Origin of the sequence: Desulfosediminicola flagellatus (genome assembly GCF_005116655.2) — a bacterium.
GTDB lineage: Bacteria > Desulfobacterota > Desulfobulbia > Desulfobulbales > Desulfocapsaceae > Desulfopila > Desulfopila flagellata.
In genome coordinates, this window is record NZ_CP050698.1 from 4,658,041 (window position 1) to 4,682,569 (window position 24,529).

Below are 24,529 nucleotides of genomic sequence, written 5' to 3' on the forward strand. Positions count from 1 at the left end.
CAACGAGACACCATGAAAAAACTCAGTAAATATATGGAAGATCTTGGCCGCCATTTTGAATCCGGCGGTAGCCTTGAGCGGTGGTACCCGCTTTATGAGGCATTTGACTCCTTCCTCTTTGGCAGCAACACCACTACCAAAACGGCACCCCATGTCCGGGACGGCATAGACCTGAAACGGATCATGACAACGGTGCTCATTGCACTTATTCCCTGCACCTTCATGGCACTGTGGAATACCGGTTATCAGGCCAACGCCGCACTCGCCGCACTGGGCTTAACAGCCCCTGAAGGCTGGCGCGGTTCTATCATGATGATGGTTGGTTGTGACCCTGCAAGCCTTTTGTCTAACCTGCTGCATGGTGCACTCTATTTCCTTCCGATCTATATCGTTACCATGCTGGTCGGCTCGTTCTGGGAAGGAGTTTTCAACATTATACGCGGCCATGAATTCTCAGAAGCCTTTCTGGTAACCGGTCTGCTCTTTACCCTTACCCTGCCGCCGACAATTCCGCTGTGGCAGGTCGCTGTGGGCATCAGCTTTGGCCTGGTTTTCGCAAAAGAGGTGTTTGGCGGGGTTGGCAGGAACTTTATGAATCCGGCGCTTGCTTCTCGAGCCTTTATCTATTTTGCCTACCCGGCTCAGATAACAGGCGATGCTATCTGGACAGCAGTTGACGGCGTAACCAGCGCAACACCGCTTGGAGCTATTGCAGTTGCCGATCCATCAACAGGTATTGCCAGTCTCGGTTATAGCTGGACCCAACTCTTTATCGGAAATTTCCCAGGGTCAATGGGAGAAACCTCCACACTGGCCTGCCTGCTTGGTGCGATCGTCCTCCTGGCAACGCGGGTTGCACCCTGGAGAGTTATTGTATCGATGTTGATAGGCGGCTTAATCGCTTCGCTCTTTTTTATGCTGCAGGCCGAACCTGCTAATGCACTCTACACCATTCCACCCCATTACCATCTTGTACTTGGTAGTTTTGCCTTTGGCATGGTCTTCATGGCTACTGATCCGGTTTCCGCAGCTCACACCCGCATGGGGCAGTGGTTTTACGGAGGACTGATCGGGTTTTTATGCATCCTTATTCGGGTGGCCAACCCGGCGTACCCGGAAGGAGTTATGCTGGCAATTCTGCTCGGCAATGTCTTCGCCCCGCTCATAGATTATTTTGTTCTCCAGGCCAACATCAAGAGGAGGATGCTTCGTCATGGTTGATATTACTCCTGCAAAGCCATTTTATTCTGTACTGATTCTGGCCTTTGCCTGCTCTGCCCTTGTTGCCGGTGCAGCTGTCGGACTGAGGCCGAAACAGGAAGCCAACCGCCAGCTTGACCGCCAGAAAAACATCCTCTACGCGGCCGGTCTCTATCAGGAGAACACTCCTGTTGAAGAGCTCTTTGCTGATATTGATACCCGTATTGTCGAACTTGAAACCGGAAAATTCGTTAGCGACGACACTGTCAATCCACGGACATTCAATCAACGTAGAGCTGCTTTCACCGACGATTTTGGCCGCGAAATACCCGCTGATTCAGATGTAGCCAAACTCGGCAGACAGGAGAAATACTCTCTTGTCTATATGGTGAACAAAGACGGCAAATTATCGCAGATCATACTACCGGTTCGCGGTAAAGGATTGTGGTCTACCATGTATGCTTATGTAGCAATAGACGCTGATCTCACGACTATCCGGGGAGTCTCTTTTTATGAGCACGGTGAAACTCCCGGCCTTGGTGGTGAAATAGAAAACCGCAAATGGCAGGATAGCTGGCAAGGCAAACAACTCTATAAAGACAACTCGCTTTCACTGAGCCTTATCAAGGGCAGTGTTGATAGCGCAAATCCTGATGCGGACTATCAGATTGACGGCCTCTCAGGTGCAACCCTCACCTCAATCGGCGTAAGTGATCTGCTGGAATTCTGGTTTGGTGATCACGGTTTTAAACCGTTTTTTGCGCAACTCCAAAGTAAGGAGAGTACTAATGGCTGAAACCAATAAAGAGCTGTTAACGCTCTCGATATTTAAGCGTAACCCCATTGCGCTGCTGATTCTCGGTATCTGTTCAGCTCTTGCTGTAACCGGACAGATGTCCACAGCCTTTGTCATGTCTATCTGTGTTACACTGGTTGTAGCTTTTTCGAGCCTTACCATCAGTATAGTTCGTTTCCAGATCCCGAACTCTGTGAGAATCGGCATACAGATTATGGTTATCGCTACACTTGTTATCCTTGTTGATCAGATACTGAAAGCGTATGTTTTTGAACTCTCGAAACAGCTCTCTATCTACGTCGGCCTGATTATCACAAACTGTATCGTTATGGGACGCGCTGAAGGCTTTGCCATGAGTAATCCTCCGGTCGCATCGTTTATGGATGGTATCGGTAACGGGCTCGGCTACTCCGTCATACTCATGACGGTCGCGTTCATCCGTGAGCTTTTCGGATCAGGGTCGCTTTTTGGCTACGAGATCATGACACTCACCACCAACGGCGGCTGGTATGTACGAAATGGTTTTTTAGTACTGCCCGCCAGCGCCTTTTTTATTATCGCGCTCATCATCTGGGCAATTCGCTCTATCGATACGGATCAACAGGAGAAAGACTGATGGGTCACTATCTCGATATAATACTTCGCTCAACGTTCCTGGAAAATCTGCCACTCAGTTTTTTCCTGGGGATGTGTACCTTTCTGGCGATCTCAAAACAGGTTAAAACTGCAATCGGCCTTGGTGCTGCGGTTCTTTTTCTGCAGATCATCACGGTTCCGATAAACAACCTGATTCTTAACACTTTTCTAAAACCGGGTGCTCTGGCTTGGGCAGGTCAACCTGATCTCGACCTCACTTTTCTCGGGCTGCTCACCTATATTGCAATCATTGCAGCGGTTGTTCAGATCTTGGAAATGGTGCTCGATAAATTTCTGCCAGCCCTCTACAACACGCTGGGCATTTTCCTGCCGCTGCTTACTGTAAACTGCGCAATCCTTGGTGCTTCGCTCTTTATGGTTGAGCGTGATTACACCTTCGGCGAGAGTGTCTCCTACGGAATTGGAGCCGGAGCAGGCTTTTTTCTTGCTGTTGTTGCATTGGCAGGCATTCGTGAACGAAGTGAATACGCCGACCCGCCAGCCGGCCTCAGAGGCCTTGGAATGACCTTTATTACTGCAGGACTCATGGCCATCGCCTTTATGGGACTGGCCGGAATGGAACTGTAATTTATCTGCCGTGGAGCCGAATAGAAAAAATGCTTATAAGAAAAGATAAGAAGACTATTGGAGGCAGATTATGAATGAAATTATTTACGGTGTACTCTGTTTTCTCTCACTCCAGTTTATTCTGGTTACGCTTATCGTTGTCACCAAGAAAACACTGCTTCCCAGTGGAGACATTACGATCTCCATAAACGAGGATAAAGTTTTTACCACCAAACCAGGTGGTAAGCTGCTCACATCTTTAGCGGATAATGGCATCATTCTCTCATCCGCCTGTGGTGGTGGTGGCACCTGCGGCCAGTGTCGCTGCATAGTCGAAGAAGGGGGAGGTTCAATCCTGCCCACCGAGAAAGGAAAGATTAATAACCGTGAAGCTCGTGAAGGAATGCGGCTTTCATGTCAGGTACCTGTCAAGCGAGACCTGAAGATAGAAGTTCCGCCGTCTATGCTGGATGCCCGAAAATGGAAGTGCAAAGTCGTCTCTAACGAGAATGTTGCAACCTTTATTAAAGAACTGGTGCTAGAACTTCCTCCAGGTGAGAATGTTGATTTTAAAGCTGGCGGCTATATTCAGATAGAAGTTCCCGCCCATACGCTTTCATATGCCAACTTTGATATTGGCGAAAGCTATCTGAGTGACTGGACCAAGTTTCAGATGTTTCAATACCAGTCACACGTTCACACTCCGGTTACCCGTGCCTACTCTATGGCCAACTACCCTGGTGAAATAGGGGTGATTAAGCTTAATGTCCGAATCGCAAGCCCTCCGCCGGGAGCGACAAAACCCATCCCGCCTGGTCAGGTTTCTTCATACATCTTCAACCTCAAAGAAGGTGATGAAGTCATAATTTCAGGGCCTTTTGGTGAGTTCTTCATGGATGATAGTGACTCAGAAGTTATCATCATAGGTGGTGGCGCGGGTATGGCTCCACTCAGAAGTCATGTTTTTGATCTGTTTAAGGCTAAGAATACTGATCGCAAGGTTTCATTCTGGTATGGAGGAAGAAGCCTCAAGGAGTGTTTTTATCTCGAGGATTTTGCCGAAATTGAAAATAATAACAGCAACTTCAAATTCCATCTCGCTTTATCAGATCCTCTCCCTGAAGATAACTGGGACGGAGATAGTGGATTTATCCATAATGTGCTGTATGAAAAATACTTAAAAGATCATCCGGCCCCGGAAGATATTAATTATTATATCTGCGGCCCGCCTATTATGAATACTTCAGTTATTAGCATGCTCGAGAATCTTGGTGTAGAAACAGATAATATACACTGTGATGATTTTGGTGGTTAACCGACGAGCGTTCAGATTTTATTATAAGGGAGACAGATGACTGCCTTTTTACTGCTCTTTACAATAACCTTTTTTATAGTGGGTACTTCAGCTCTCATTATTAACTATAGTAAACAACGGGCGAATCTTACCCGGCACGGCTTAACCGGATTATGCCATAAAAGTGCAGGTGTGATGTGCTCAAGCTGCGCAAGTCAGCTTCAATCGGGAAATGAAAAATCAACGAGTAATGCTTGAGTTCCTAAATAGAAACCAGTGAACATAGCGAACAAACACAAAGGTCATGAACTGATCATCATTTTATGGCCTTTCACACTGTAAAGAAGAGCTCATCGTCACAAGCGACCACCCTCCTGTAGCTCACCTCCACTCATATCACCTATCCCCGGCAAAAATATACACTGTTTACGTCAATGTTCATCAACAGTCCTGCGTTTTTCGTCAATTTGAAACATGAATCACGATAAAAACCTTACTTCACCACTTTGTAATTTGCTCTCCACTTGTGCTATCGTGAAATAACCGATGACCAGTTGTGACTCGCATGCCAATCGTTCATAACCGTGTTCCTATCTCTCAAACGATCGTCAGTCGGCATGTTCTTCACAAAATTTTTAGCAACAGATCAGTTTCGGAGAAGGCATAGATTTTTTTATCCTGATCCGCCAGGAATCCTGATAAAATTCGGTTTCCTCAAGTTGACACCCAAGAAAACACAACTTACCTTTACCTCACTAATCATCTTTATTTTTTAGCTTTACATAAAAATAAATATTTTATTTTGACTTTTTGCAAAATTAAACGTATACAGGCTTCAGCGTAAACAAAGATTCCAGACGGGTAAAGAATTGCTCGAACGTAAACACCCAGCCGAAGACAGATAATGAAACTTGATGTAACCAACATGGCGATTATCCGGCACCTTAAAGATGGTCGCAAATCCTATAAGCTGATAGCTCAAGACCTTTCTATTACCGAAAACACGGTTCGTAGTCGGGTCAACAAGATGATCGAAGAGGGTCTTCTTGATATATCCGGCAACATTCGGATTGATGTTCTTCCCGGTCACAACCTGCTGTACCTCGGGGTTAAGCTCAAGACCATGGAGTTACAAAAAAAAGCTCAGGAGTTCAGCAAGCTAAAAGGAGTGGTTTCAGCAGGAATCGTAACAGGAAGATATGACCTGATTCTGCAAGTACTGCTTAATGACGATTATGACCTCCTGGAATTCATCACCGGTCAGGTTACCAAAATCGAAGACGTACAAACTGTTGAAAGCTTTATTGTCTACGAGGGCTTTAACCTGAAAGTCCCGTACATTTTATAGGCAGGAAATTTCCTGGTGTGGCTTCATGTCCACCCTCTCCTCCGGATGTGGAGTCGCACCAGGATGTATACACTCATCATTATTACTCAGAAAAGGTGACAGAATGATCGTTGGAATTCTTAAGGAAATAAAAGTACTGGAAAATCGTGTTGCAATGACCCCTGCTGGCGTTGAAGTTATGATTGCCAACAAGCACAAGGTTATCGTAGAAAACAACGCTGGATTAGGAAGCGGATTTGCAAACGAAGAGTATGTTGCAGCCGGCGCTACCATTGTTGAAACACCTGCAGAAATCTACAAAGAGTCAGACATGGTAATGCATGTCAAAGAGCCTCAGCCATCTGAGTATGATATGATCCGTGAAGATCAGATCGTTTTCACCTATCTTCACCTCGCAGCTGATGAGCCACAGACCAATGCTCTCGTTAAAGCTAACTCCATCAACATTGCTTACGAAACCATCCAGAAAGCTGACGGTTCCCTGCCACTGCTCACCCCAATGAGTGAAGTTGCCGGCCGTATGGCAACCATGCAGGGTGCACATCACCTGTCAATGCCTACCGGCGGACGCGGTATCCTTCTTGGTGGCGTACCTGGAGTTGAGCCTGCAACCGTAGTTGTAATCGGTGGTGGTATCGTTGGTATCAACGCTGCTAAAATGGCATGCGGTCTTGGTGCAAAAGTATATCTGATGGACACCAACCTTGACAGACTCCGTTACCTTGACGATGTAATGCCTGCAAACTGCATCCCAGTAATGAGCAGCACTCCAAAACTTCGTGAGTTAATGGCGCAAGCAGATATCGTGGTCGGTGCAGTTCTCATTCCAGGCGCTAAAGCTCCTAAGCTTGTTACTCGCGAAATGCTTCAGGTTATGAAGCCAGGTTCTGTGCTTGTAGACGTTGCTATTGATCAGGGCGGTTGTTTTGAGACCTCTAAAGCTACCACCCACGCAGAGCCTACCTACGTCGTTGATGGTATCGTTCACTACTGTGTTGCCAATATGCCTGGCGCTTACGCCAAGACCTCTACTCTGGCACTTACAAATGCTACCCTCCCATACGCAGTACAGATCGCCAACAAAGGCTGGAAAAAAGCATGTCAGGACAATGCAGAAATCGTTCCTGGCCTGAACGTAGTCAACGGCAAGATCACCTGCAAAGCAGTAGCTGAAGCTTTCGGTTTTGATTACGTAGCTGTTGAGTCAGTACTTCAGGACTAATTCACTAGTCATCGATATACAGCTTAAAAAGCCGATGCTTCAAGATATGAAGCATCGGCTTTTTTTTTGCTTTTTCCAGAGGCATAATCACTCATCTGCAAGCTAAGCAGATAGATGAATCACAAATGACACCTAAGCTATAGAATTCGAAGATTGGTGTTACTGTTTAGAGATGCTCCCCCCCCAACAGGCACTACTTGGACTTCCCATACATATTTCGTAAACGTTCAGCGCGCTTCAAACGTTCCAAATCATACTGATCACGCGCCTTAATTTCATTTCTTCCTTCACCTATGCTAAACGACATATACCAACCAAAAGCACATGCTGTCAGTACTAACAAAATAACAGTATCTAAATCCACTTCGTATTTCCTATCTAAAACAGTATTACAATTTCCAGGGCTCCTGAGACCCATCAGCTGACATTATAAACCCCACGTCAAAATGCCACGCAGTGATATACCAGATTCAAAAAGTGAAAGCAATATTCCATTTACAGGAAGAACAGAACTTCGAACAGATAACAGTGGATATTGCAATTAATTTCACACTCAAGCACCTCTTTTTTAAAAAAACAGTGCGTCATATTTACTTTATGAACGCTCAATCAATTCACTATTCTACACATGTTTGATGGATCACGTTTTCCTGGAAATACGCCATTGACCTGCCCCAATCGTCTGACATTTTTCTTACTCCGGTAATCTGCTCCCTTTCTGGATAATGATTTTAGAATTATCTGCAAATAATTTAATATTTCTCAGTCCACACTAATCAACCGAGAATACAACGATTAATATCCTACATCCGTCCATAACTTTCTTATAGAGAAAACACCATCCTTTCGCGCAGCAACAACTCAAGATATATGTCAGGCCCGCTTGATACACTAACCTCATACATAAAACTATTTCAACAGCCCTTGTAATATAAGGGCCTTCATGGATTCATGCCTGAAATCTAATAATCGACGGGGAGGTAGATTATGTCATGGTTAACAGAGTACATCATTTTTATCTGGCTTATACCGGTTGCACTGAACCTCATTCTTCCAATGGTTGTTCTTTTTGTTTGGACCATTGATTATGCAATACGTCCGGGCAGACGTCACACAGTAAAGAAAGAGGCAGAAAAGCTGCATATCAACGAAGAACCTTCATTATCAGCCACGAGTAATTAGCACAATCTATCGATTTGTTAACAATATCATACATTCAAATCCACAACGGAGAATACCATGTTGAATATATCCGAATACATCGTCATCATCTGGCTCATTCCGGTAACTATGACTCTCGTTCTTCCGTTAACTTTGATGGTAATTCGGGGCATATCGCTTGTTGGGCGATCATTATGGAAGGGGATAAAAATGAATGCAGGCGGGCTGGAAGCAAAACCGGTTCTAGGCTCAAATTAAAGGTTTAACCAGAAATTGAGCATTTTTTATCAGATCGGGGAGTGCTGAAACATCAGGGGAAACCTTGGAGTTACCATCAGAATCATCTTTTTCCACAGTGTCAATGAGATGAAGAAACAGGGTAATCGCCTGACTGTTTTTTAAAAAGAAAGGTCATCGGCTTGCGCGCGGCCGACGAGTTCTGCCAGATGCAGCACGGGTATATTACGTCCTTTTGCAGCTATAGCAGTTTTCCACTGCATCAGACAACCTGAACAACTGCTAGTAATAATCTCCGGTTCCTTTGCCAGGACTTTGTCTGCAAGATCGTCACGTATTATTGCTGACAGTTCAGGTGCACCAAGGTGAAACAACCCTCCCTGACCGCAGCATTGCGGGCCGTCATCAAGTTCAATGAGTTCAATTGCCTCAAACCTCTTCAGAATATTTCGTGGTTCACGGGTAATATTGAGTTCATTTCGCAAATGACACGGGTCGTGATAGAATACTTTTGTTTTCTGGATATCAGTAGCATTATGAGTACCCGTAGTATTTCGGGGCATCCATTGATCTAGAAACTGATTTATTTCAACGAGCCTCTCACAGACATATTCTGCCCTCTCCTTCCATAACGGTTCTTGAGACAGGATCTCAACATATCGTTTCAGATGGGCAAAGCAGGAGCCACACGAAACGAGAATGCTACCTGAGGTTCTTTCAAGAGCGAGGACATTTTTCTTTGCAAGCTTTTCTGCCGTCTCCGGATCACCCGCCGCATCCATCGCCACACCGCAACAGGCAAGGTCCCTGGGGACAACGAGAGAATAACCAATAGATTTACATAGGGATTTGCAGGAACCAACAATCTCCGGATAGAGGTGGCTCGCACTGCAACCGGGGAAATAGACCAGAGGTTCCAAAGCGACATCAACCTCAGTTTCAGACTTCATCTCGGGGAGATTTCTTGAAGTAATATTATGGTCAAAAATTGCCAGCTGTAATCTGAGGCCGCTTTCAGCCGGAAGAGTTTTTTCCAGGAGTGGTGAAAATGATCTGCCGAATTTTCTTACTACACTCAGCAATCCAGCCTTTTCAAGAACTTTTCTGGCCAGAAATTTCTTGTAGCCGTGTTCGCCGTAAAAGGCACTGAAACCGGCCCGGGCTTGACGCACCTCACCTGTAATATCAACATCACGCGGGCAGGCCTTGACACATGCTCCACAAAGCAGACATTTAGAGAATATGTCTTCAAAAACGGGAGAGGGACTCCCCTCTCCCGTTTTTCCTACAGTTTCGAGCAGATATTTTTTGCCTCGGCCGGAGTAGAACTCTTTTCCGCCGCTTGCCAGGTAAACCGGGCAGACAACAGTACAGGAACCACATTTAGCACAACGCTGGGTTTCTTTTGTGATTTTTATAATAACGATGCCTCACATAACCCTGAATTTCCAGCTAAAACAGTAAACTATTTCTTCCACAACAAGTACGCCTTGATAAACGGATCTATTTTACCATCAAGAACAGCATCAACATTACCAGCCTCTTGGTCTGTCCGGTGATCCTTTATCATCCTATACGGCTGCAGGACATACGACCTGATCTGACTCCCCCAGGCGATTTCTTTCTTGTCCCCGCTCAAGCCCTGCTGCTGTTCAGCCTGTCGCTGTTTTTCCAGTTCATAGAGCCGTGCTGCAAGCATCTTCATAGCCATATCTTTATTACGATGCTGCGACCGTTCATTCTGGCACTGTACCACAACACCTGTAGGCAAATGCGTCAGTCGAATAGCGGAATCGGTCTTATTGACATGCTGCCCACCGGCACCACTTGCCCTGTAGGTGTCAACGCGCAGATCTTTGTCATCAATATCAATATTTACACTATCATCAAGCTCGGGCATAACCATGACTGATGCAAACGATGTATGCCTTCTACCACTTGAATCAAATGGCGATATTCGAACCAGGCGGTGAATACCCAACTCCGAACGCATATACCCATATGCATTACGTCCCTTGATCAGCAGGGTAACGCCCTTAACACCGGCCTCATCACCTGGAAGATAGTCAAGAATATCTGTTTTGAAAGCTTTATCCTCAGCCCATCGCAGGTACATGCGCAACAGAATATCCGTCCAGTCCTGAGCTTCGGTACCACCGGCACCTGCATGAATGGATATTATAGCGTTGTTGCTATCATGTTCACCACTGAACATGCACTCAACCTCAGCCACAGAAATCTCTTCCCGCATTGCCCGGAGTCTCTCAGCGACCTCAATTTCTGAATCAGCATCACCTTCTTCAACTGCCATTTCCAGCAAGAGTTCAATCTCTTCAAGATCGTCCCAGCGCGCTTCCCACTCTTTTATTACATCCTGAATCTGGCCGTGCTCCTTCTGCACATTCTGGGCATTGGCCGCATCATTCCAAAAATCGGGAGCCAATGTCAGTCGTTCGAGTTTTTCCAGTTCTTCTTTTTTGCGGGGTAAGTCAAAGATGCTCCTTCAAGGCCAGTAAACGGCCTTTCAGATCGCTAATAATCTGCTTTGAAACTCCAGCACCTGTATCTATAGACATAATTACTATCCAAAACCTGTGTTGTTTATATATAGAGTGGTACCCGGCAACTCTGTTGCCTCTAAGCACCACCCAACCCTACTATAATACGTCCTTTATAATACGTTAATCGACTGGTGTTGTCTTTTTTCTTCTTATCAGAAAGACTGTTAGCAGTAACATGCTGCCTGCGAAACAGCCAGGAGCAAACCAGTGACCCCAGCGTACATAATGCGTTTTCCCATTGAGTAATGCAACCCTCTCAGCCCCTGCCCAAATGGTAAATATTTCACTTGGTGCTTCCACCCGACCGAGCGGATCAATAAATCCTGAAATACCTGTGTTGGCAGAACGCACCACGCTTCTTCGAGTTTCTACTGCCCGAAACACAGTCATTGCCATACTGTGATACGGGGCACTCGACTTACCATACCAGGCATCATTGGTCAAATTGACCAGGACATTAGCTCCATTTAGAACCCACTCCCTCGCTATATCTGGAAAAATCGATTCAAAACAGACAAGTACACCGGCCTTAGCTCCACGCCATTCAAGCGGAGTACCTACCACGCCCGGACTGAAATCACCCACAGCTTCCACCAGTGGTGCAAGAAACGGTAAGAGTTTTTTTAGAGGTACATACTCACCAAAAGGCACCAGATGAGATTTATAATAACTTCCCCCAAAAGAACCATCAGCGTTCAGCAATTGGGCACTATTGAAATATTTTATTTTTTTCTTGCTTCGGTCAATTATTTCAAACCATGGAGCACCGGTTAACAGCGCTGTATCATGCTCTTTCACCAAATCACTAAAAATTGCAACATCCCTGTAGGTCTGTAAATACAAAGGCAATGCAGTTTCCGGCCAAACTAATAAATCAGGATGATCATCAGCAAAGAGCGCTTTTGAATTCTCGACATAAGTAGTGATGGTATGGTGCTGAAAAAGTGGTGCCCACTTCACACTCTGGTCAATATTGCCCTGGACCACCCCAATCACAATTGAATCTGTCAATTCGGCAGCAAGAGTTTCCTGGACCGACGCCCAGCGATTAACTGAATAAACAGCAGTCAGGACAAGTAAAAGTGCTGCCGGCAAACCAAGCTGAAGAGTACATCGTAAACGATTGTTGCTCAGTAGAATAAGCGCGACAAGGGTATTTACAAAAACAACGACAAAAGAAACACCACCATGCCCGAAGAGATCTGCAATCTGGATAATTTTCGGATTTCCTGCAAGTGCATAACCGATATCCATCCACGGAAAACCACTGAACATCACACTGCGTAACCAATCAAGACCGACCCACAACGCAGGAATTGCAAACAATGAAATCATAGGATGAGTAGCGGTCAGCAGGATTCTGGCCACATAGGCAAAACCGGCCAGATACACTGACATGTATACGGCAAGCAGAACAAGTGCAGGTATTGAAACAAAAAACGGAAGGCCGCCGTAACGCCCGAGAACGATTACTATCCAGTACAAAAGAAGCAGATAAAGCAGAGTCCCGGTTGCCAGACCACCAATAACTGACCGCCTGCTGCTCATCTCCGGTAAAGCAACCAGCATCGGCACAAGCGCTACGGACAGAAGCGGCCAGATTTCGCCGCCCCCCGGATACGCAGACCAAAGCAAAACCGCGGTCAGCAGTGAGAGCAAAAGCGGCCTACGCCGCAAAAATGCGGTCATTCCGTGTTTTCTCCGGCACCAATACGCTGCACTTTCACTATCTTTATATGGCGCGCTGAAGCACTCTGTACTTCAAAACACAAATCATCCGTTTTCACTATGTCGCCAGTTTCACCAAGACGACCAAGCAGATGAATAACCAGGCCACCAATGGACTCAAACGGTCCCTCAGGCAATTCCACATCGAAATATTCTTCTATTTTTTCGATATCGAGACGGGCGTGAGCAAGAATCGTATCCACATCTATTATTTCTATGGCATCCTGTTCTTCATCATATTCATCGTCAATCTCGCCGACGATTTCCTCCAGGATATCTTCAAGCGTGATCAGACCACGCACGGTGCCGAATTCATCCGTTACCATTGCCATATGATTTTTACGCATCTGAAATTCGCGTAACAGGTCAACAATAGGCTTATTTTCCGGAACGAAAAAAACAGGACGCAAAACATCCTCAATTCGCCCCTGCTCCTCATCTTTTTTTGCACAGAGTCTTAACAGATCTTTAGCATGCAGAACGCCTATAACTCTGTCGGGGATTTCCTGATGGATGGGAATACGGGTAAACCCGTTTTCAACGACCGAATCAATAATTTCAGACATCGGCGTAGATGCTTCAAGGCTTATCACCTCAGCTGCCGGTGTCATGATTTCTGCAGCAAGTGTATCCCGAAAATCAAAAATTGAGTTGATCATCTTCTCTTCTAGAGAAGATATCAATCCGTGCTCTTCGCCTTCTTCAAGCAACTCAAGTATTTCGTTTTCAAGATCTTCGGTAGTTTCCGGGCGGCCGAACGGCACCTTGGATAACAGCAGTTTAAGTAAGCCCTTACGTTCAGGGGGCTCCTGTTGGTCAGATTCTATTTCTGTGTTCATCGTCTACTTTTAATTAATATTTAGCCTGAGGCGGGAAGCCCCAGACGCCCCCGTTACAAACGGTAGCATCCCTCATTTATTCTTTTGTATAAACAAACAATTGTCACGAGGAAATGAAAAAGCAATAAACTATATTGGTTGGTAACAATCCAGCTAGCTTAGCTTCTATGGATAATCAAAACTCTTGTCAAGAAGAAAAGTCCAATTCACCTCATAGACGCCAGCATTGACAAATGGGTCTGAAAAAGTGCATAATATCTCTTTTCTATTTGACGTTGCGTGACTATAGTAGTCTCGATTTTCATTTCTCCGAGCTCTGATACTTCAATTTTTACGGAAGATCGGAGTTTTTTTAGTATCGGCTAATACCCCCCAACCACAGATCAACAATTGCAAATTACGAGGGAAAACTTGGAAGGAAAGGTACTCATAGCAAATCGTGGTGAGATCGCCATCCGTATAATGAACGCCTGCATAGACCTCGGGCTCGACTACGCCGTCGTGTACACCGAGGCAGACAAAGACTCCGAGCATGTGCAGCGTAACATTACCAGCGGACCAGGCCAGAACGCCTGGCGAATCACCAGTTATACAGACCCCAACGATATTCTTGCCGTCGCCGATTATTCGGGATGTACAGCCATTCACCCTGGCTACGGCTTTTTTTCAGAAGACTTTCGCTTCGCCCGCAGGGCAACCATTCGCGACCGTGCATTGACATTTATCGGACCGAACTGGGAAGTGATACGAGATCTTGGCGACAAGATCAACACCAAACGTGTTGCCAATAAACTCGGCATCCCGACAATCCCCGGAACAGACGCTCCCATTTATAATGAAATGGAAGCTGAAGAGATCGCACAGCGGCTTCTTGATGACCAGGTTGAGCAGGGAATACAAGATCCCTCCATTCTGGTAAAAGCAGCAGCTGGTGGCGGTGGCATGGGAATTGAGGAAGTTACCGAGATTGAACAGTTCCGTCGCACTTATAGACAACTACAAAACTATGCCAAACGTCAGTTTGGTGATGGTGGCGTACTGATTGAGCAATGTATCAGGGACTTCAATCATCTCGAAGTACAGCTAGTCTGTTCTCGACACGGAGATCGGATGCATTTCAGTTCCCGAAACTGCACAATCCAGTCAACAGGTCGTCAGAAACGGGTTGAGGCTGCACCGGGCTTTCATAATTCGTGTTTTGATTATGATTTCGATGAACAAAAGGTCATGGACAAAATCATCGAATATTCCCTTAAACTTGCCAACGCTGTGAAATATGACAACGTCGGTACCTGGGAATGGATCGTGACCAGATCAGGCCAGCCATATCTTCTTGAGGTGAATACACGAATTCAGGTTGAAAATGATATTTCAGCCCGAATCAGTTATCTCAATGACGAGCAGCCGAACCTTATTCGTGAGCAGATCCGTCTCGCTCTTGGTGATAAAATCGGCTACAAGCAGAATGCCATCGAATTCAGAGGTGCATCTATCGAGCTGCGAATCGTAGCCGAAGATACCCGCCGTGGTTTTGCACCATGGATCGGTACCATCACAGAATTCTCCTTTCCGCAACATGACTGGTCGGTAGTATATACCCACGTGCCTTTTGACCGAGCATACCCCATCCCCAGTGACTTCGATCCAAACCTTGCCCTGGCGCTTGTCTGGGGAAAAGACATGGATGAAGCCAAGGCACGGGCAGCCCAGTTCATCGACGAGACGGTTATCAATGGTGAAGATTCAAGCGGTAACCCGATTATCACGAATCTGGACTACTTGAAAAATAACCTGGATCGTCTGCTGGCATTCTAGACTGACACCAAACAGACGGAACACAATATGAATGATCAACTGAAAAAACTTCTCAAAATCGAGGAGCGGATTAACTATCTGCTCCAGATTAAAGACTATACAAACTGGGGGAACCTCGAAGGCTTCAAGACAACCTGCGAAAAACTGAAGCAGACCGTCTATGATCACACCGAAGAGGAACTTTGCGGTGAAATTCGAAAGCTTCACGATTCAATTACCTTTCTTGAAGAACGGGCAGAAGAGCACCTCACGCCAATGGAACGCGTCCGCATTGTGCGCTCCATCCAGCGTTTCAGCCTCAAGGACATTCTTGAAAATGTCTATGAGGATTACACAGAGCTCGGCGGTGAAGAAGATGCCAACGTCGACCCGGCAATGGTATGTGCCAAAGCGACTATCGTCCGCAGGGTAAAAAACAAGACCTACACCTCCTCTGTTATGGTCATCGGCCAGGAAAGCGGCCACGGAGAGGAATTCAGGAACGGCGGTTCCTGTAAGCCCGAAGGTAATGAAAAGGCACTTAGATTTTTAAAAGTTGCTGAAACTGAAGGTATTCCTGTTCACAGCTATATTTTCACTCCGGGGTCCTATCCGGTTGAAGAATATCCGGGTGCAGCTCAGCAGATTGCCAGAAATATCTATGCTCTGACAAAACTCAGGGTACCGGTAATCTCCATGACCTCAGAAGGTGGATCAGGTGGTGCAGAAGCCATCGGCCTTTCTGACTACCGCCTTATGACCAGCCACGGATACTATTCAGTAATATCTCCTGAAGGTGCTGCGGCTATTGAGGGTAAGATTCGTGAAGGCTCCAAGGTACCCAAAGAGCTTATCGAAGTGTGTGCAGACCGTCTCAGGCTGACCGCGTATGATAACATTAAAAACGGCACCATCGATCGTGTAATTCATGAGCCGCCTCTTGGAGCACGCAGGGACGATTTTGCTTTTTTTGCCTTATTGCGAAATGAGATGATCCGCGCAACTGATAAAGTTGTACTCACTACCAAGAACTTCAAAGCATTCCGTTCATGGGAAATCCGTCGCAAAAAGACCAATGTCGAACAGGAAGACCAGGTAATGGTTTCCTGGGATCTCAATAAAGAAGAGATCAAACGTCTTCTCGCACTGCGCTCTAAGAAATATTGGGCAATGGGTATTGGTGGTTACACAGGTGAGCCGGAAGCAACTCTTAACGCCTATAACCTTGCCAGAGTCAAGACAGAGAAGATTTACTACAACCTGCGCTACGACATCCTTAAGAATCATAAAAAGGAAGTTCGTAAAGTGATCAAGGATGTATCAGGTGAAGGTTCTGTAATGATCAAGCGCCTTACCGAGCCGATCACTGCTGTGATGGACCTGTGGGCCAAGAAGAAAGATAAAAAGCCTACACGACTTATCACCTATACTCCACAGCAGGTTGAGGAATCACGACCTGTTGACCCACTTGAGCTGACTGACACCTACACCAGTCCGCTGGCAAATGAGGACCGTACGGTCACCTGCCCCAATCATGAAAAACGGGGTTGCAAGGATCTGTGGATTCCTGATCTCTATGGCGAGTTTGCAGGTGTCTGCGAGACCTGTGGGCATCACTTCCCGCTGGAGTATCAGTGGTATCTGCAGAACATCTTTGACAAGAACTCCATCCGCTTCTTTAACTCCAACATTTCCTCAGGAAACCCGCTGGAGTACACCGGTTTCACCAAGCGTCTTGAAGGTGCAAAGCAGAAAACCGGTAAAAATGCAGGTAACCTGACTTTCCATGCCAAAGTGAATGACATAAAAATTGTCACCACCATGCTCTATTCTGACTTCCGTAATGGAACAGTCGGTAGTGCTGAAGGCGAGAAATTTGCTCAGGCCTGTGCCCTTGCCAAGCGCAAGAAACGTCCGCTGCTTGCGTATGTGCATACAACTGGCGGTATCCGCATCCAGGAAGGTACTCTGGGTGTTGTTCAGATGCCCAAGTGTACCATGGCAGTTCGCGAGTATATCGACTCAGGCGGGCTCTATATTGTTGTCTATGATAACAACAGTTACGCCGGACCGGTTGCATCGTTCCTTGGTTGTTCCCCTTACCAGTTTGCCATTCGCTCCAGCCGGGTCGGATTCGCAGGCCCTCGTGTAATCAGGGAGACAACCGGAATCGACATACCGCCCGATTACCACTCTGCACGAAATGCCTTAAGACGTGGTCATATTCAGGGTATCTGGGACAGGCGTGAATTCCGCCGCAATCTGCATAAGGCACTGCTCACCATGGGTAGCCCAAGCCTCTACTACAGATGATCAGCAACCAGACATAATTCAGTACATACACAAAGAGGAGACAGATATTCTGTCTCCTCTTTTTTTATTCCTTATTCCACATCCTCACTTCTCACTCTTCATATTTTACGTTTAAATCTGTTTACAGTCACTAGCCCAGGTCTTAATTTATACGCATATTCATCAGGTGTACTATTTAATCTGATCCCACACCCTCCAACATCGTATGTCCACTATGATAAAACGTTTGAGCGTCGTAAACCTGGTCCTGATTATTCTGTTATCACAACAGATCGACGGGACAGCTGCAGAAACCTTACCACCAGCCAAGCTTGATGGAACCACAATTTCCTGTCTGCAAAAGGCTGATTGGCAATGTGCCATCGACATACTGATCCCCCAATACTATGAGCAGGGAACTGACTCGAATCTACAATACTACATTGCTTATGGATTTGTAGGCCAGGCCCGGGAAGCACTGCTCGATAAAAATTATCCGCTGGCGGCTGAATATCTCGAACAGGCGCTATCATACGATGACACAAATGCTGTTATCCACAGTGAATTGGGCATGGTATTCTATCAGCTTTCCCGTTACGATGAAGCGGAAAGCAGCTTCTACTCTGCCATGGAGCTGGATCAAAGCAATCACCATTATCCGGAAATGCTCGGTCAGATAAGCTACCTCAAAGGTAATCTGCAGGATGCTGCCACATATTGGCAGCAGGCACTCGACATTTTCCCGGACAACGATCAACTCCGAAAAAAACTCAGCCGGATACATGAACAAACACTCACCGAGCAACAGGGAACCACAGAATTAAGCCATATCTTCCGCATCACTTTTGATCAGGGCATGAAAAAGGAAATTTACGATGATGTATGGAAAATCCTCGAAAACAGCTGGTATGAAATTGGCCTGGAACTTCAGCTGTATCCGAAACGACAAATACCTGTTCTACTCCTCACCAGAGAAAAATATCAGGCTATTACCAATGCGCCCGGCTGGTCTGGAGGAGTGTATGAAGGCCAGATAAAAATTCCGGTCGCAAACTTTACACCTGAGCTACACAAAGAAGTTATAACTCATGAATATACTCATGCCCTGCTCTACGACAGTATGGCAAATCGCTGTCCCTGGTGGCTCAATGAAGGACTCGCTCAATACTTTTCCATGGACAAAAACACTCAACAACAGAGCCTTCAATTCGCACGAAATTATTTGAGGAGTAATCCCAACGTTGATCCTGATAAACTTCCAGGGAATATACGCGCCACAAGCGATGCAAAACTCGCCTATGCACTTGGTTTATCAGCAACAGACTTTCTTATAGATCGATTTTCTATCATCACCACCCGAAATATTTTAGCAGATATGGCAACCGGGATGAACTTTGCTGAAGGGCTGGAAAACAATACCGGGTATTCCTATACGCAATTCGTCAGCATGTGGAGTAATAGTATATAGACGCAAGCAGAACGTGTAGTCACTTCATATTGATAACAATAACAGCCAACATGAGTATCACTTTCAGAGCTGTTCAGGAGAGAGGGTATGGATCTGGAGTTTCTTGGTACAGGTAACTGTGCAGGGGTCCCCGTTTACGGCTGCGAATGCGAAATCTGCAGTGAAGCCCGGGTCAATCCGAAACTACGCCGCTTATCGACCTGTGCCAAGATTGCTACTATAGAGCAGACAATCCTCATTGATGCCGGCATAACCGAACTTGGTGATCGCTTTCCCCGAAGCAGCATCGACAGAATCATACTCAGCCATTACCATATCGATCATGTATATGGTCTCTTTCCAATGCGTTGGGGACATTGCGAACACCAGTTGCCGGTTCATGGTCCCGATGATAAAAATGGCTGTGACGATTTACTCAAACATCACGGAATTCTTGATTTCAGCGATACTCTCGCACCTTTTGTCAGACGAAAATTTGCAGATATTGAAATAACACCACTACCGCTGAATCATTCTAAGCTCACACTAGGCTACGCAATTTCATCAGACAACGGCTGCCGACTGGCCTGGCTTGCTGATACAAGCGGTTTACCCGATCACTCTGCAGATTTCCTGAAAGAATGGCAACCCCATGTAATGGTTATTGATTGCTCATTCCCTCCCCTTGATTGCCCTCATCCAAACCATAATGACATCCGCACTGCAATTGAAATACATGAAAAGATTCATCCGGGTAAGACATATTTCACACACATAGATCATGAGCTTGATCAATGGCTGAAGCTGCATGGAAATGACCTGCCTGAAACTATTACAATAGCCAGGGACAACCTCACCATTAAAATTGGGTGATATTTATAAACTACGTTTTCAGCAGTGCCGCATCATACTGAAATAAATTATTAAATATTATTTACAAAAAGCAGCATTGTGAAAAACCTACGGTTTTGGTAAATAATCGGACAACTCACCCCTATTACGCACCACACTCCTCCCACCATAAGGCAGAAATGACTCAGGTATTCTCACCCCTGTCAACGCCTTCGGAAGGCGTGCACAATCGATACTTATAAGGCTTGTAAACAATGGCAAACGCGAAGTATGTATCTGTCCATGGTGGTCACAGCGGAGAATTCTGCCACCATGCAAAAGACCAGCTAGAAAAGATAATACTCTCATATATTAATCATGGATTTTCATGGGTTGGAATCACCGAGCACGTTCCCGGCTTCAGTCAGGAACTCTTGTACCCAGATCAGCAGGAAGCCGGCTTTACCCCTGAGTTTCTTTTGGAGCGCTTTGATCGTTATATGCAGAAATGCAAACAATTACAGGTAAAGTACGCTGATCAGATAAAGATCTACGCCGCCATGGAGATCGAAACCTACACCGACTACGACAGCTTCATTCCCGCACTCATTACCAGGTTTAAGCCAGATTATATTGTCGGTTCCGTCCATTATGTCGACGATTTAGGCTTTGATTATTCGAAACAACAGTATGATAATACTGCAGAAGCAATTGGTGGGTATGATGAATTATACTGTCGCTACTTTGATATTCAGTACAATATGATCAAAACCCTGCAACCTGCGGTCGTCGGACATTTTGATCTTATCAGAATTTTTGACGAAGATTATCCTACCCGGCTGATGAAACCGGAAATCATGAAGCGCATTGTGAGAAATCTCGAACTCATTAAAGAGCTTGACCTGATAATGGATTTTAATCTTCGCTCCCTGTTAAAAGGTGCCACAGAGCCATATATCTCGGGACCTATTCTGAAAATTGCCCGTGAAATGGATATCGCTGTAGTCCCAGGTGATGACTCACATGGTCTCGCCAATATTCAGATCAATATGGATCAGGCTATCGCCACTCTTGCTGAGTACGGATTTTCCACAAACTGGCAACAACCCAAAGTAATCACCTACGAATAACAGAAAAGGTACCATCGCAATCGTATTGCAATGGTACCTTTTTCATTTTCTCCTTGCTATTCTTTTAGTAGCGCGCTACGTTTTTAATAGCGCACTTTCAGACAGTCAGAGCAACACGCATTTTCAGTCAACGAACCAGTTCAACGTGTTTTTAATCTATGAACTTCTTCGAGGCCATCCAATCGAAAAAAAATATGGAGAAATAGATGCCGGTTATTACAATCACTATGGGAAAAGGCCAGGCCAGCAAAGAGCAGAAAAAACAAATTATTGAACAATTTACTACACAGGCTGTAGAGATCACCCGACTGCCAGCTCAGGCTTTCACTATCCTTATCAATGAACTGAACGCAGACGCCATAGGTGTTGGAGGGATAACTCTGGAGGAGAAGTACGCAACCAGCTAACCTTTTTGCCTTTCCTTTTTTTGCCTGTGGCGCTACAGTATTCGTAGCACCACAGGCAAACTCAACACAAGGAAACACCATGGCAATCCCCTGTCCGGGCAAACCGGTCCGCGGCTCTCAAACGGGAGCCCCAATTATGGCAGCATTTGACCTTCTTGGCAGAAGATGGGCCATGGGCATTATCTGGAATCTCAGTAGCGGCGCCGCAACATTTCGCAGTTTGCAGAGCGCCTGTGAAACCATCTCCCCGTCTATTCTCAACAGCAGGTTAAAAGATCTTCGGGAAGCTGGGCTTATCGATCGCTCTGATGATGGTTATATTCTAACTCCCATGGGCGAAGAGCTTTTTCAAATTCTCACGCCGTTTGGCGACTGGGCGATCAAGTGGGCAAAAGACGTCACCAATGAATCGGCAGAATATTGGGACAATTATAGAAAAAGTGACACGAAAAAATAATCAGCAATTATCCTGAAGTGTTAACACAACCCCAAAAAAATACTTAATAGATATACAGTGCAAGACTTCTTACTATCCAACAGCCAGTTTCAACTTAACTGCAACCAGGCTCTCCCCGATAACCAGCCCTGTTTCTGGTTTTTATTACACAAGGATTCAATATATCTTTTTGAAAATGGCGAACAACTTCACGTCCCCCATTTTTTAGAGCCTCCTATTGCTGCAAATACTATTGCCTATACCAGATGCATAGGTACATTCGGGAAATCAGCCTGCATGGTTCTGGAACTTAACACATCTCCTGATACCCACCTGGTACCTGTCAGCCTGCGTGAGTCCCATGCTCATATAGGAAGTGATTTCTGGACAATTGCCGGAAGAGCAAGCCAGATACTACGCTGGAAAAATGATCATAAACATTGTGGCAGATGTGGAACGGAGATGGAGGAAGAGCACAGTGAACTTATTAGAAAATGTCCACAATGCGGTTTCTTCACCTACCCTCGTATCTCGCCCGCAGTGATAATGTCGGTTATTAAAGACGATGCAATTCTGCTTGGCCGTTCTCCTCGTTTTCCCAACGGAATGTTCAGTGTACTTGCGGGCTTTGTTGAAGCAGGCGAGACCTTAGAAGAAGCCGTGGCCCGCGAAGTTAAGGAAGAAGTGGATATCGATATCTGCGATATACAATACATAGGAAGTCAGCCCTGGCCTTTCCCACACTCACTGATGGTTGCCTTTACCGCACGGTACGCAGGCGGAGAAATCCAGGTGGACGGAAGAGAAATTGAAGATGCAAACTGGTTTACACCAGCCGACCTTCCCCGCCTGCCGACAAAAATCAGTATTGCCCGTAAGCTTATTGATCTCTGGCTTGAAGAACATGACCGGTGAATTATCTCTACCTCGTTTGGGCACGAGAACTAAGCGAGGTGCGAAAAAACAATGAACTATTGAGTTTTCATCCTAAAACTCAGCATTATGTTCAAGATCGAAGCGCAGTTCGGATTTTTACCGCAAGCATATAGCTGATATTCTGAGGATAAAAATCTAGGCTGCAACGCTGATATTGGCCAGAAGGGTCGTTTTCGGCTGGAAACTATTTAACAACTTCGAATTGACCCATCATCCCGCCATCTTCATGTTCCAATAGATGACAATGATACATATATATCCCGGTATAATCCTCAAACCGGGCAATTATCCGCACTGTTTCATTCGGATATATCAGCACAGTATCTTTTCGGCCACGCTCTCGTGGATCGGGTTTTCTGCCATTTCTATCAAGAATCTGAAACTGGACATCATGAAGATGCATTGAATGGATCATTTGCATCATCCCGCCTGAATAATTGCTCACTTCCCATATTTCGGTGCTCCCCAACTGTATTTTTTCATCAATGCGATTCATATCCATATGCTTGCCATTGATGGTCAGGCGTCCTCCCTCAGAAAAAGTTTGCATCTGCATTTGTCTGGTGCGGACAGCGTCTTTTTCATTAAGCCATTCTATCTCGGTGAGTTTTTCAGGGATGTTATGATATTTCGCTACCGGCTCTCCTATTGTAAACTGCATTGCCTCATACTGACCACCAGGCAGTTGATCCACTACAAGCATTACTGTCGAAGCAGCTGAATCGTTGGAAAAATCTACAAGTATCTCTGAGCGCTCCCCCGGAGAAAGTTCAACTTCAGTCAACGAAACAGGCGCTTCCATAAAGCCGCCATCGGTTGCTATCTGGTTGAATGCACGATTATCTGAAAACCGTATACGGTATAAAGATCCATTGGAACCATTAAGCAACCTAAGCCTCACCATACCACCTGCAACATTCAGGTTTGGCCATTCAACCCCATTAACCAGCATGATATTACCAATTACCCCGTGCATGACATCCATCATTGATTGCACATAGGCCAGATTACCGTCCTGAAAAAAACGACGGTCCTGCAAAATTACAGGGAAGTCATCCACACCATATTTTTTCGGAATATCGAGAGAATCAGAGACAGCATCATCAATATAGAACATGCCGGCAAGCCCCATATATACATGCTCACCCGTTAACCCCATAGCGTGCGGATGGTACCATAGCGTGGCGGCGGGTTGCTTAATGGTAAATTGAGGATTCCAGACAGCATCAGGCAAAATGATCTGGCGTGGACCACCATCAAACTCGGCAGGGACATGTAAACCGTGCCAATGAACTGTAGTTTTCTCTCCCAGCTCATTGGTAACCTCAACATGAACTTTCTGACCATTCCTGACACGGATAGTTGGACCGAGATAGTTACCATTATACCCCATAGTTGGAGTGGTGAAATCGTCTATGAGTTGGCTCTCTCCACGCGTTGCTTTAAGAGAAAATCTGGCAGTACCTTTATCATCAGCCAGGCTTTCGAGGAGGGGTGGAACAGGCAGGTCACGTTTAAATCGCTCGTACTCTCCAGCCCATACGGCAGGTGGAATTGCAAACAACGAATGAGCGCCAAGCAGACCCAGGCTCACTGCACCATGTTTCAGAAAAGTTCGACGCCTCATTCTCACGCTCCTTATGGCATTATAGTAATGCGGTCAGACT

The 24,529-nt window shown here is 45.8% G+C and carries 24 protein-coding genes and 1 pseudogene; 18 read left to right on the forward strand and 7 right to left on the reverse strand.

Translation table 11 applies throughout. The annotated features are described in order from the left end of the window. Window positions 1-12: 12 nt before the first annotated feature. The 8 genes from FCL46_RS19250 (at window position 13) to ald (ending at window position 7,063) form a co-directional block, all read left to right on the forward strand. A complete protein-coding gene (locus FCL46_RS19250; RefSeq protein WP_136805753.1) occupies window positions 13-1,221 on the forward strand; it encodes an NADH:ubiquinone reductase (Na(+)-transporting) subunit B in 1,209 nt (402 codons plus the stop codon). After that, window positions 1,214-1,996 carry a Na(+)-translocating NADH-quinone reductase subunit C gene (locus FCL46_RS19255; RefSeq protein ID WP_136805754.1) on the forward strand — a complete coding sequence of 261 codons (783 nt, stop codon included), beginning with the start codon at window positions 1,214-1,216 and terminating at the stop codon, window positions 1,994-1,996. Before FCL46_RS19250 ends, FCL46_RS19255 begins: the two co-directional genes overlap by 8 nt. After that, window positions 1,989-2,612: an NADH:ubiquinone reductase (Na(+)-transporting) subunit D gene (locus tag FCL46_RS19260; RefSeq protein WP_136805755.1), complete on the forward strand. Its 624-nt coding sequence runs from the start codon at window positions 1,989-1,991 to the stop codon at window positions 2,610-2,612. Before FCL46_RS19255 ends, FCL46_RS19260 begins: the two co-directional genes overlap by 8 nt. Then, the gene (nqrE, locus tag FCL46_RS19265; protein WP_136805756.1) at window positions 2,612-3,220 is read left to right on the forward strand and encodes an NADH:ubiquinone reductase (Na(+)-transporting) subunit E; all 609 of its coding nucleotides are present in this window, start codon (window positions 2,612-2,614) and stop codon (window positions 3,218-3,220) included. Before FCL46_RS19260 ends, nqrE begins: the two co-directional genes overlap by 1 nt. Window positions 3,221-3,290: 70 nt before the next feature. Beyond that, a complete protein-coding gene (gene nqrF / locus FCL46_RS19270) occupies window positions 3,291-4,514 on the forward strand; it encodes an NADH:ubiquinone reductase (Na(+)-transporting) subunit F (protein ID WP_136805757.1) in 1,224 nt (407 codons plus the stop codon). A gap of 36 nt (window positions 4,515-4,550) precedes the next feature. Beyond that, entirely contained in the window at window positions 4,551-4,751 is a 201-nt protein-coding gene (locus FCL46_RS19275; RefSeq protein WP_136805758.1) for a hypothetical protein, read from the forward strand. Window positions 4,752-5,397: 646 nt separating this feature from the next. Next, window positions 5,398-5,841 carry an Lrp/AsnC family transcriptional regulator gene (locus FCL46_RS19280; protein WP_136805759.1) on the forward strand — a complete coding sequence of 148 codons (444 nt, stop codon included), beginning with the start codon at window positions 5,398-5,400 and terminating at the stop codon, window positions 5,839-5,841. Window positions 5,842-5,944: 103 nt separating this feature from the next. Then, a complete protein-coding gene (gene ald / locus FCL46_RS19285) occupies window positions 5,945-7,063 on the forward strand; it encodes an alanine dehydrogenase (protein WP_136805760.1) in 1,119 nt (372 codons plus the stop codon). A gap of 193 nt (window positions 7,064-7,256) precedes the next feature. On the opposite strand, the gene FCL46_RS19290 is transcribed toward ald, so the two are convergent. Then, complete coding sequence (locus tag FCL46_RS19290; protein ID WP_153307105.1) at window positions 7,257-7,427, reverse strand: hypothetical protein; 171 nt, start codon at window positions 7,425-7,427, stop codon at window positions 7,257-7,259. Between the two features lie 623 nt (window positions 7,428-8,050). Here FCL46_RS19290 and FCL46_RS19295 point away from each other — a divergent pair. After that, window positions 8,051-8,245: a hypothetical protein gene (locus tag FCL46_RS19295; protein WP_136805761.1), complete on the forward strand. Its 195-nt coding sequence runs from the start codon at window positions 8,051-8,053 to the stop codon at window positions 8,243-8,245. 57 nt (window positions 8,246-8,302) lie between these two features. Continuing rightward, complete coding sequence (locus FCL46_RS19300) at window positions 8,303-8,482, forward strand: hypothetical protein (RefSeq protein WP_136805762.1); 180 nt, start codon at window positions 8,303-8,305, stop codon at window positions 8,480-8,482. A 140-nt stretch (window positions 8,483-8,622) separates the two neighbouring features. On the opposite strand, the gene FCL46_RS19305 is transcribed toward FCL46_RS19300, so the two are convergent. The 5 genes and pseudogenes from FCL46_RS19305 to FCL46_RS19325 all read right to left on the reverse strand — a co-directional run bounded on the left by FCL46_RS19305 (window position 8,623) and on the right by FCL46_RS19325 (window position 13,589). Further along, a complete protein-coding gene (locus FCL46_RS19305; protein WP_136805763.1) occupies window positions 8,623-9,633 on the reverse strand; it encodes a (Fe-S)-binding protein in 1,011 nt (336 codons plus the stop codon). A 39-nt stretch (window positions 9,634-9,672) separates the two neighbouring features. After that, a pseudogene (locus FCL46_RS28920) lies at window positions 9,673-9,888 on the reverse strand (4Fe-4S dicluster domain-containing protein); the annotation flags it as partial. 38 nt (window positions 9,889-9,926) lie between these two features. After that, window positions 9,927-11,037 (reverse strand): peptide chain release factor 2 gene (prfB, locus tag FCL46_RS19315; RefSeq protein ID WP_136805764.1). Its coding sequence is split into 2 segments (ribosomal slippage): window positions 9,927-10,952 and window positions 10,954-11,037, totalling 1,110 coding nucleotides; the frame shifts between segments, so codons are not numbered across the junction. Window positions 11,038-11,142: 105 nt separating this feature from the next. Continuing rightward, window positions 11,143-12,711: an apolipoprotein N-acyltransferase gene (lnt, locus tag FCL46_RS19320; protein ID WP_136805765.1), complete on the reverse strand. Its 1,569-nt coding sequence runs from the start codon at window positions 12,709-12,711 to the stop codon at window positions 11,143-11,145. Next, on the reverse strand, window positions 12,708-13,589 hold the full coding sequence (locus tag FCL46_RS19325; RefSeq protein WP_136805766.1) for a hemolysin family protein: 882 nt from the start codon (window positions 13,587-13,589) through the stop codon (window positions 12,708-12,710). The genes lnt and FCL46_RS19325 overlap by 4 nt, the downstream gene beginning before the upstream one ends. 411 nt (window positions 13,590-14,000) lie before the next feature. On the opposite strand from FCL46_RS19325, the gene FCL46_RS19330 reads away from it, so the two are divergent. From FCL46_RS19330 to nudC, 8 genes are all read left to right on the forward strand, one after another. Further along, complete coding sequence (locus tag FCL46_RS19330; protein ID WP_136805767.1) at window positions 14,001-15,404, forward strand: biotin carboxylase N-terminal domain-containing protein; 1,404 nt, start codon at window positions 14,001-14,003, stop codon at window positions 15,402-15,404. Between the two features lie 27 nt (window positions 15,405-15,431). Further along, window positions 15,432-17,696 (forward strand): carboxyl transferase domain-containing protein, encoded by a 2,265-nt coding sequence (locus FCL46_RS19335; RefSeq protein ID WP_136805768.1) that lies wholly within the window; start codon window positions 15,432-15,434, stop codon window positions 17,694-17,696. A 214-nt stretch (window positions 17,697-17,910) separates the two neighbouring features. After that, on the forward strand, window positions 17,911-19,143 hold the full coding sequence (locus FCL46_RS19340; protein ID WP_167505763.1) for a tetratricopeptide repeat protein: 1,233 nt from the start codon (window positions 17,911-17,913) through the stop codon (window positions 19,141-19,143). Window positions 19,144-19,230: 87 nt separating this feature from the next. Next, entirely contained in the window at window positions 19,231-19,995 is a 765-nt protein-coding gene (gene phnP, locus FCL46_RS19345; RefSeq protein ID WP_136805770.1) for a phosphonate metabolism protein PhnP, read from the forward strand. A 233-nt stretch (window positions 19,996-20,228) separates the two neighbouring features. After that, a complete protein-coding gene (locus tag FCL46_RS19350; protein ID WP_136805771.1) occupies window positions 20,229-21,083 on the forward strand; it encodes a histidinol-phosphatase in 855 nt (284 codons plus the stop codon). Between the two features lie 206 nt (window positions 21,084-21,289). Further along, window positions 21,290-21,490 carry a 4-oxalocrotonate tautomerase DmpI gene (gene dmpI, locus FCL46_RS19355; protein ID WP_136805772.1) on the forward strand — a complete coding sequence of 67 codons (201 nt, stop codon included), beginning with the start codon at window positions 21,290-21,292 and terminating at the stop codon, window positions 21,488-21,490. 79 nt (window positions 21,491-21,569) lie between these two features. Next, entirely contained in the window at window positions 21,570-21,947 is a 378-nt protein-coding gene (locus FCL46_RS19360) for a winged helix-turn-helix transcriptional regulator (RefSeq protein ID WP_136805773.1), read from the forward strand. Window positions 21,948-22,004: 57 nt separating this feature from the next. Further along, window positions 22,005-22,841 (forward strand): NAD(+) diphosphatase, encoded by an 837-nt coding sequence (gene nudC, locus FCL46_RS19365; RefSeq protein ID WP_136805774.1) that lies wholly within the window; start codon window positions 22,005-22,007, stop codon window positions 22,839-22,841. Between the two features lie 205 nt (window positions 22,842-23,046). On the opposite strand, the gene FCL46_RS19370 is transcribed toward nudC, so the two are convergent. After that, window positions 23,047-24,489, reverse strand: coding sequence for a multicopper oxidase family protein (locus FCL46_RS19370; protein ID WP_136805775.1), 1,443 nt, complete (start codon window positions 24,487-24,489; stop codon window positions 23,047-23,049). Window positions 24,490-24,529 lie beyond the last annotated feature (40 nt).

What these genes read in the sequence shown, in the direction of transcription:
- FCL46_RS19250 (WP_136805753.1), top strand. Translation starts at nt 13, where the DNA reads ATGAAAAAACTCAGTAAATATATGGAAGATCTTGGCCGCCATTTTGAA.
- FCL46_RS19255 (WP_136805754.1), top strand. Translation starts at nt 1,214, where the DNA reads ATGGTTGATATTACTCCTGCAAAGCCATTTTATTCTGTACTGATTCTG.
- FCL46_RS19260 (WP_136805755.1), top strand. Translation starts at nt 1,989, where the DNA reads ATGGCTGAAACCAATAAAGAGCTGTTAACGCTCTCGATATTTAAGCGT.
- nqrE (WP_136805756.1), top strand. Translation starts at nt 2,612, where the DNA reads ATGGGTCACTATCTCGATATAATACTTCGCTCAACGTTCCTGGAAAAT.
- nqrF (WP_136805757.1), top strand. Translation starts at nt 3,291, where the DNA reads ATGAATGAAATTATTTACGGTGTACTCTGTTTTCTCTCACTCCAGTTT.
- FCL46_RS19275 (WP_136805758.1), top strand. Translation starts at nt 4,551, where the DNA reads ATGACTGCCTTTTTACTGCTCTTTACAATAACCTTTTTTATAGTGGGT.
- FCL46_RS19280 (WP_136805759.1), top strand. Translation starts at nt 5,398, where the DNA reads ATGAAACTTGATGTAACCAACATGGCGATTATCCGGCACCTTAAAGAT.
- ald (WP_136805760.1), top strand. Translation starts at nt 5,945, where the DNA reads ATGATCGTTGGAATTCTTAAGGAAATAAAAGTACTGGAAAATCGTGTT.
- FCL46_RS19295 (WP_136805761.1), top strand. Translation starts at nt 8,051, where the DNA reads ATGTCATGGTTAACAGAGTACATCATTTTTATCTGGCTTATACCGGTT.
- FCL46_RS19300 (WP_136805762.1), top strand. Translation starts at nt 8,303, where the DNA reads ATGTTGAATATATCCGAATACATCGTCATCATCTGGCTCATTCCGGTA.
- lnt (WP_136805765.1), bottom strand. Translation starts at nt 12,711, where the DNA reads ATGACCGCATTTTTGCGGCGTAGGCCGCTTTTGCTCTCACTGCTGACC.
- FCL46_RS19325 (WP_136805766.1), bottom strand. Translation starts at nt 13,589, where the DNA reads ATGAACACAGAAATAGAATCTGACCAACAGGAGCCCCCTGAACGTAAG.
- FCL46_RS19335 (WP_136805768.1), top strand. Translation starts at nt 15,432, where the DNA reads ATGAATGATCAACTGAAAAAACTTCTCAAAATCGAGGAGCGGATTAAC.
- FCL46_RS19340 (WP_167505763.1), top strand. Translation starts at nt 17,911, where the DNA reads ATGATAAAACGTTTGAGCGTCGTAAACCTGGTCCTGATTATTCTGTTA.
- phnP (WP_136805770.1), top strand. Translation starts at nt 19,231, where the DNA reads ATGGATCTGGAGTTTCTTGGTACAGGTAACTGTGCAGGGGTCCCCGTT.
- FCL46_RS19350 (WP_136805771.1), top strand. Translation starts at nt 20,229, where the DNA reads ATGGCAAACGCGAAGTATGTATCTGTCCATGGTGGTCACAGCGGAGAA.
- dmpI (WP_136805772.1), top strand. Translation starts at nt 21,290, where the DNA reads ATGCCGGTTATTACAATCACTATGGGAAAAGGCCAGGCCAGCAAAGAG.
- FCL46_RS19360 (WP_136805773.1), top strand. Translation starts at nt 21,570, where the DNA reads ATGGCAATCCCCTGTCCGGGCAAACCGGTCCGCGGCTCTCAAACGGGA.
- FCL46_RS19370 (WP_136805775.1), bottom strand. Translation starts at nt 24,489, where the DNA reads ATGAGGCGTCGAACTTTTCTGAAACATGGTGCAGTGAGCCTGGGTCTG.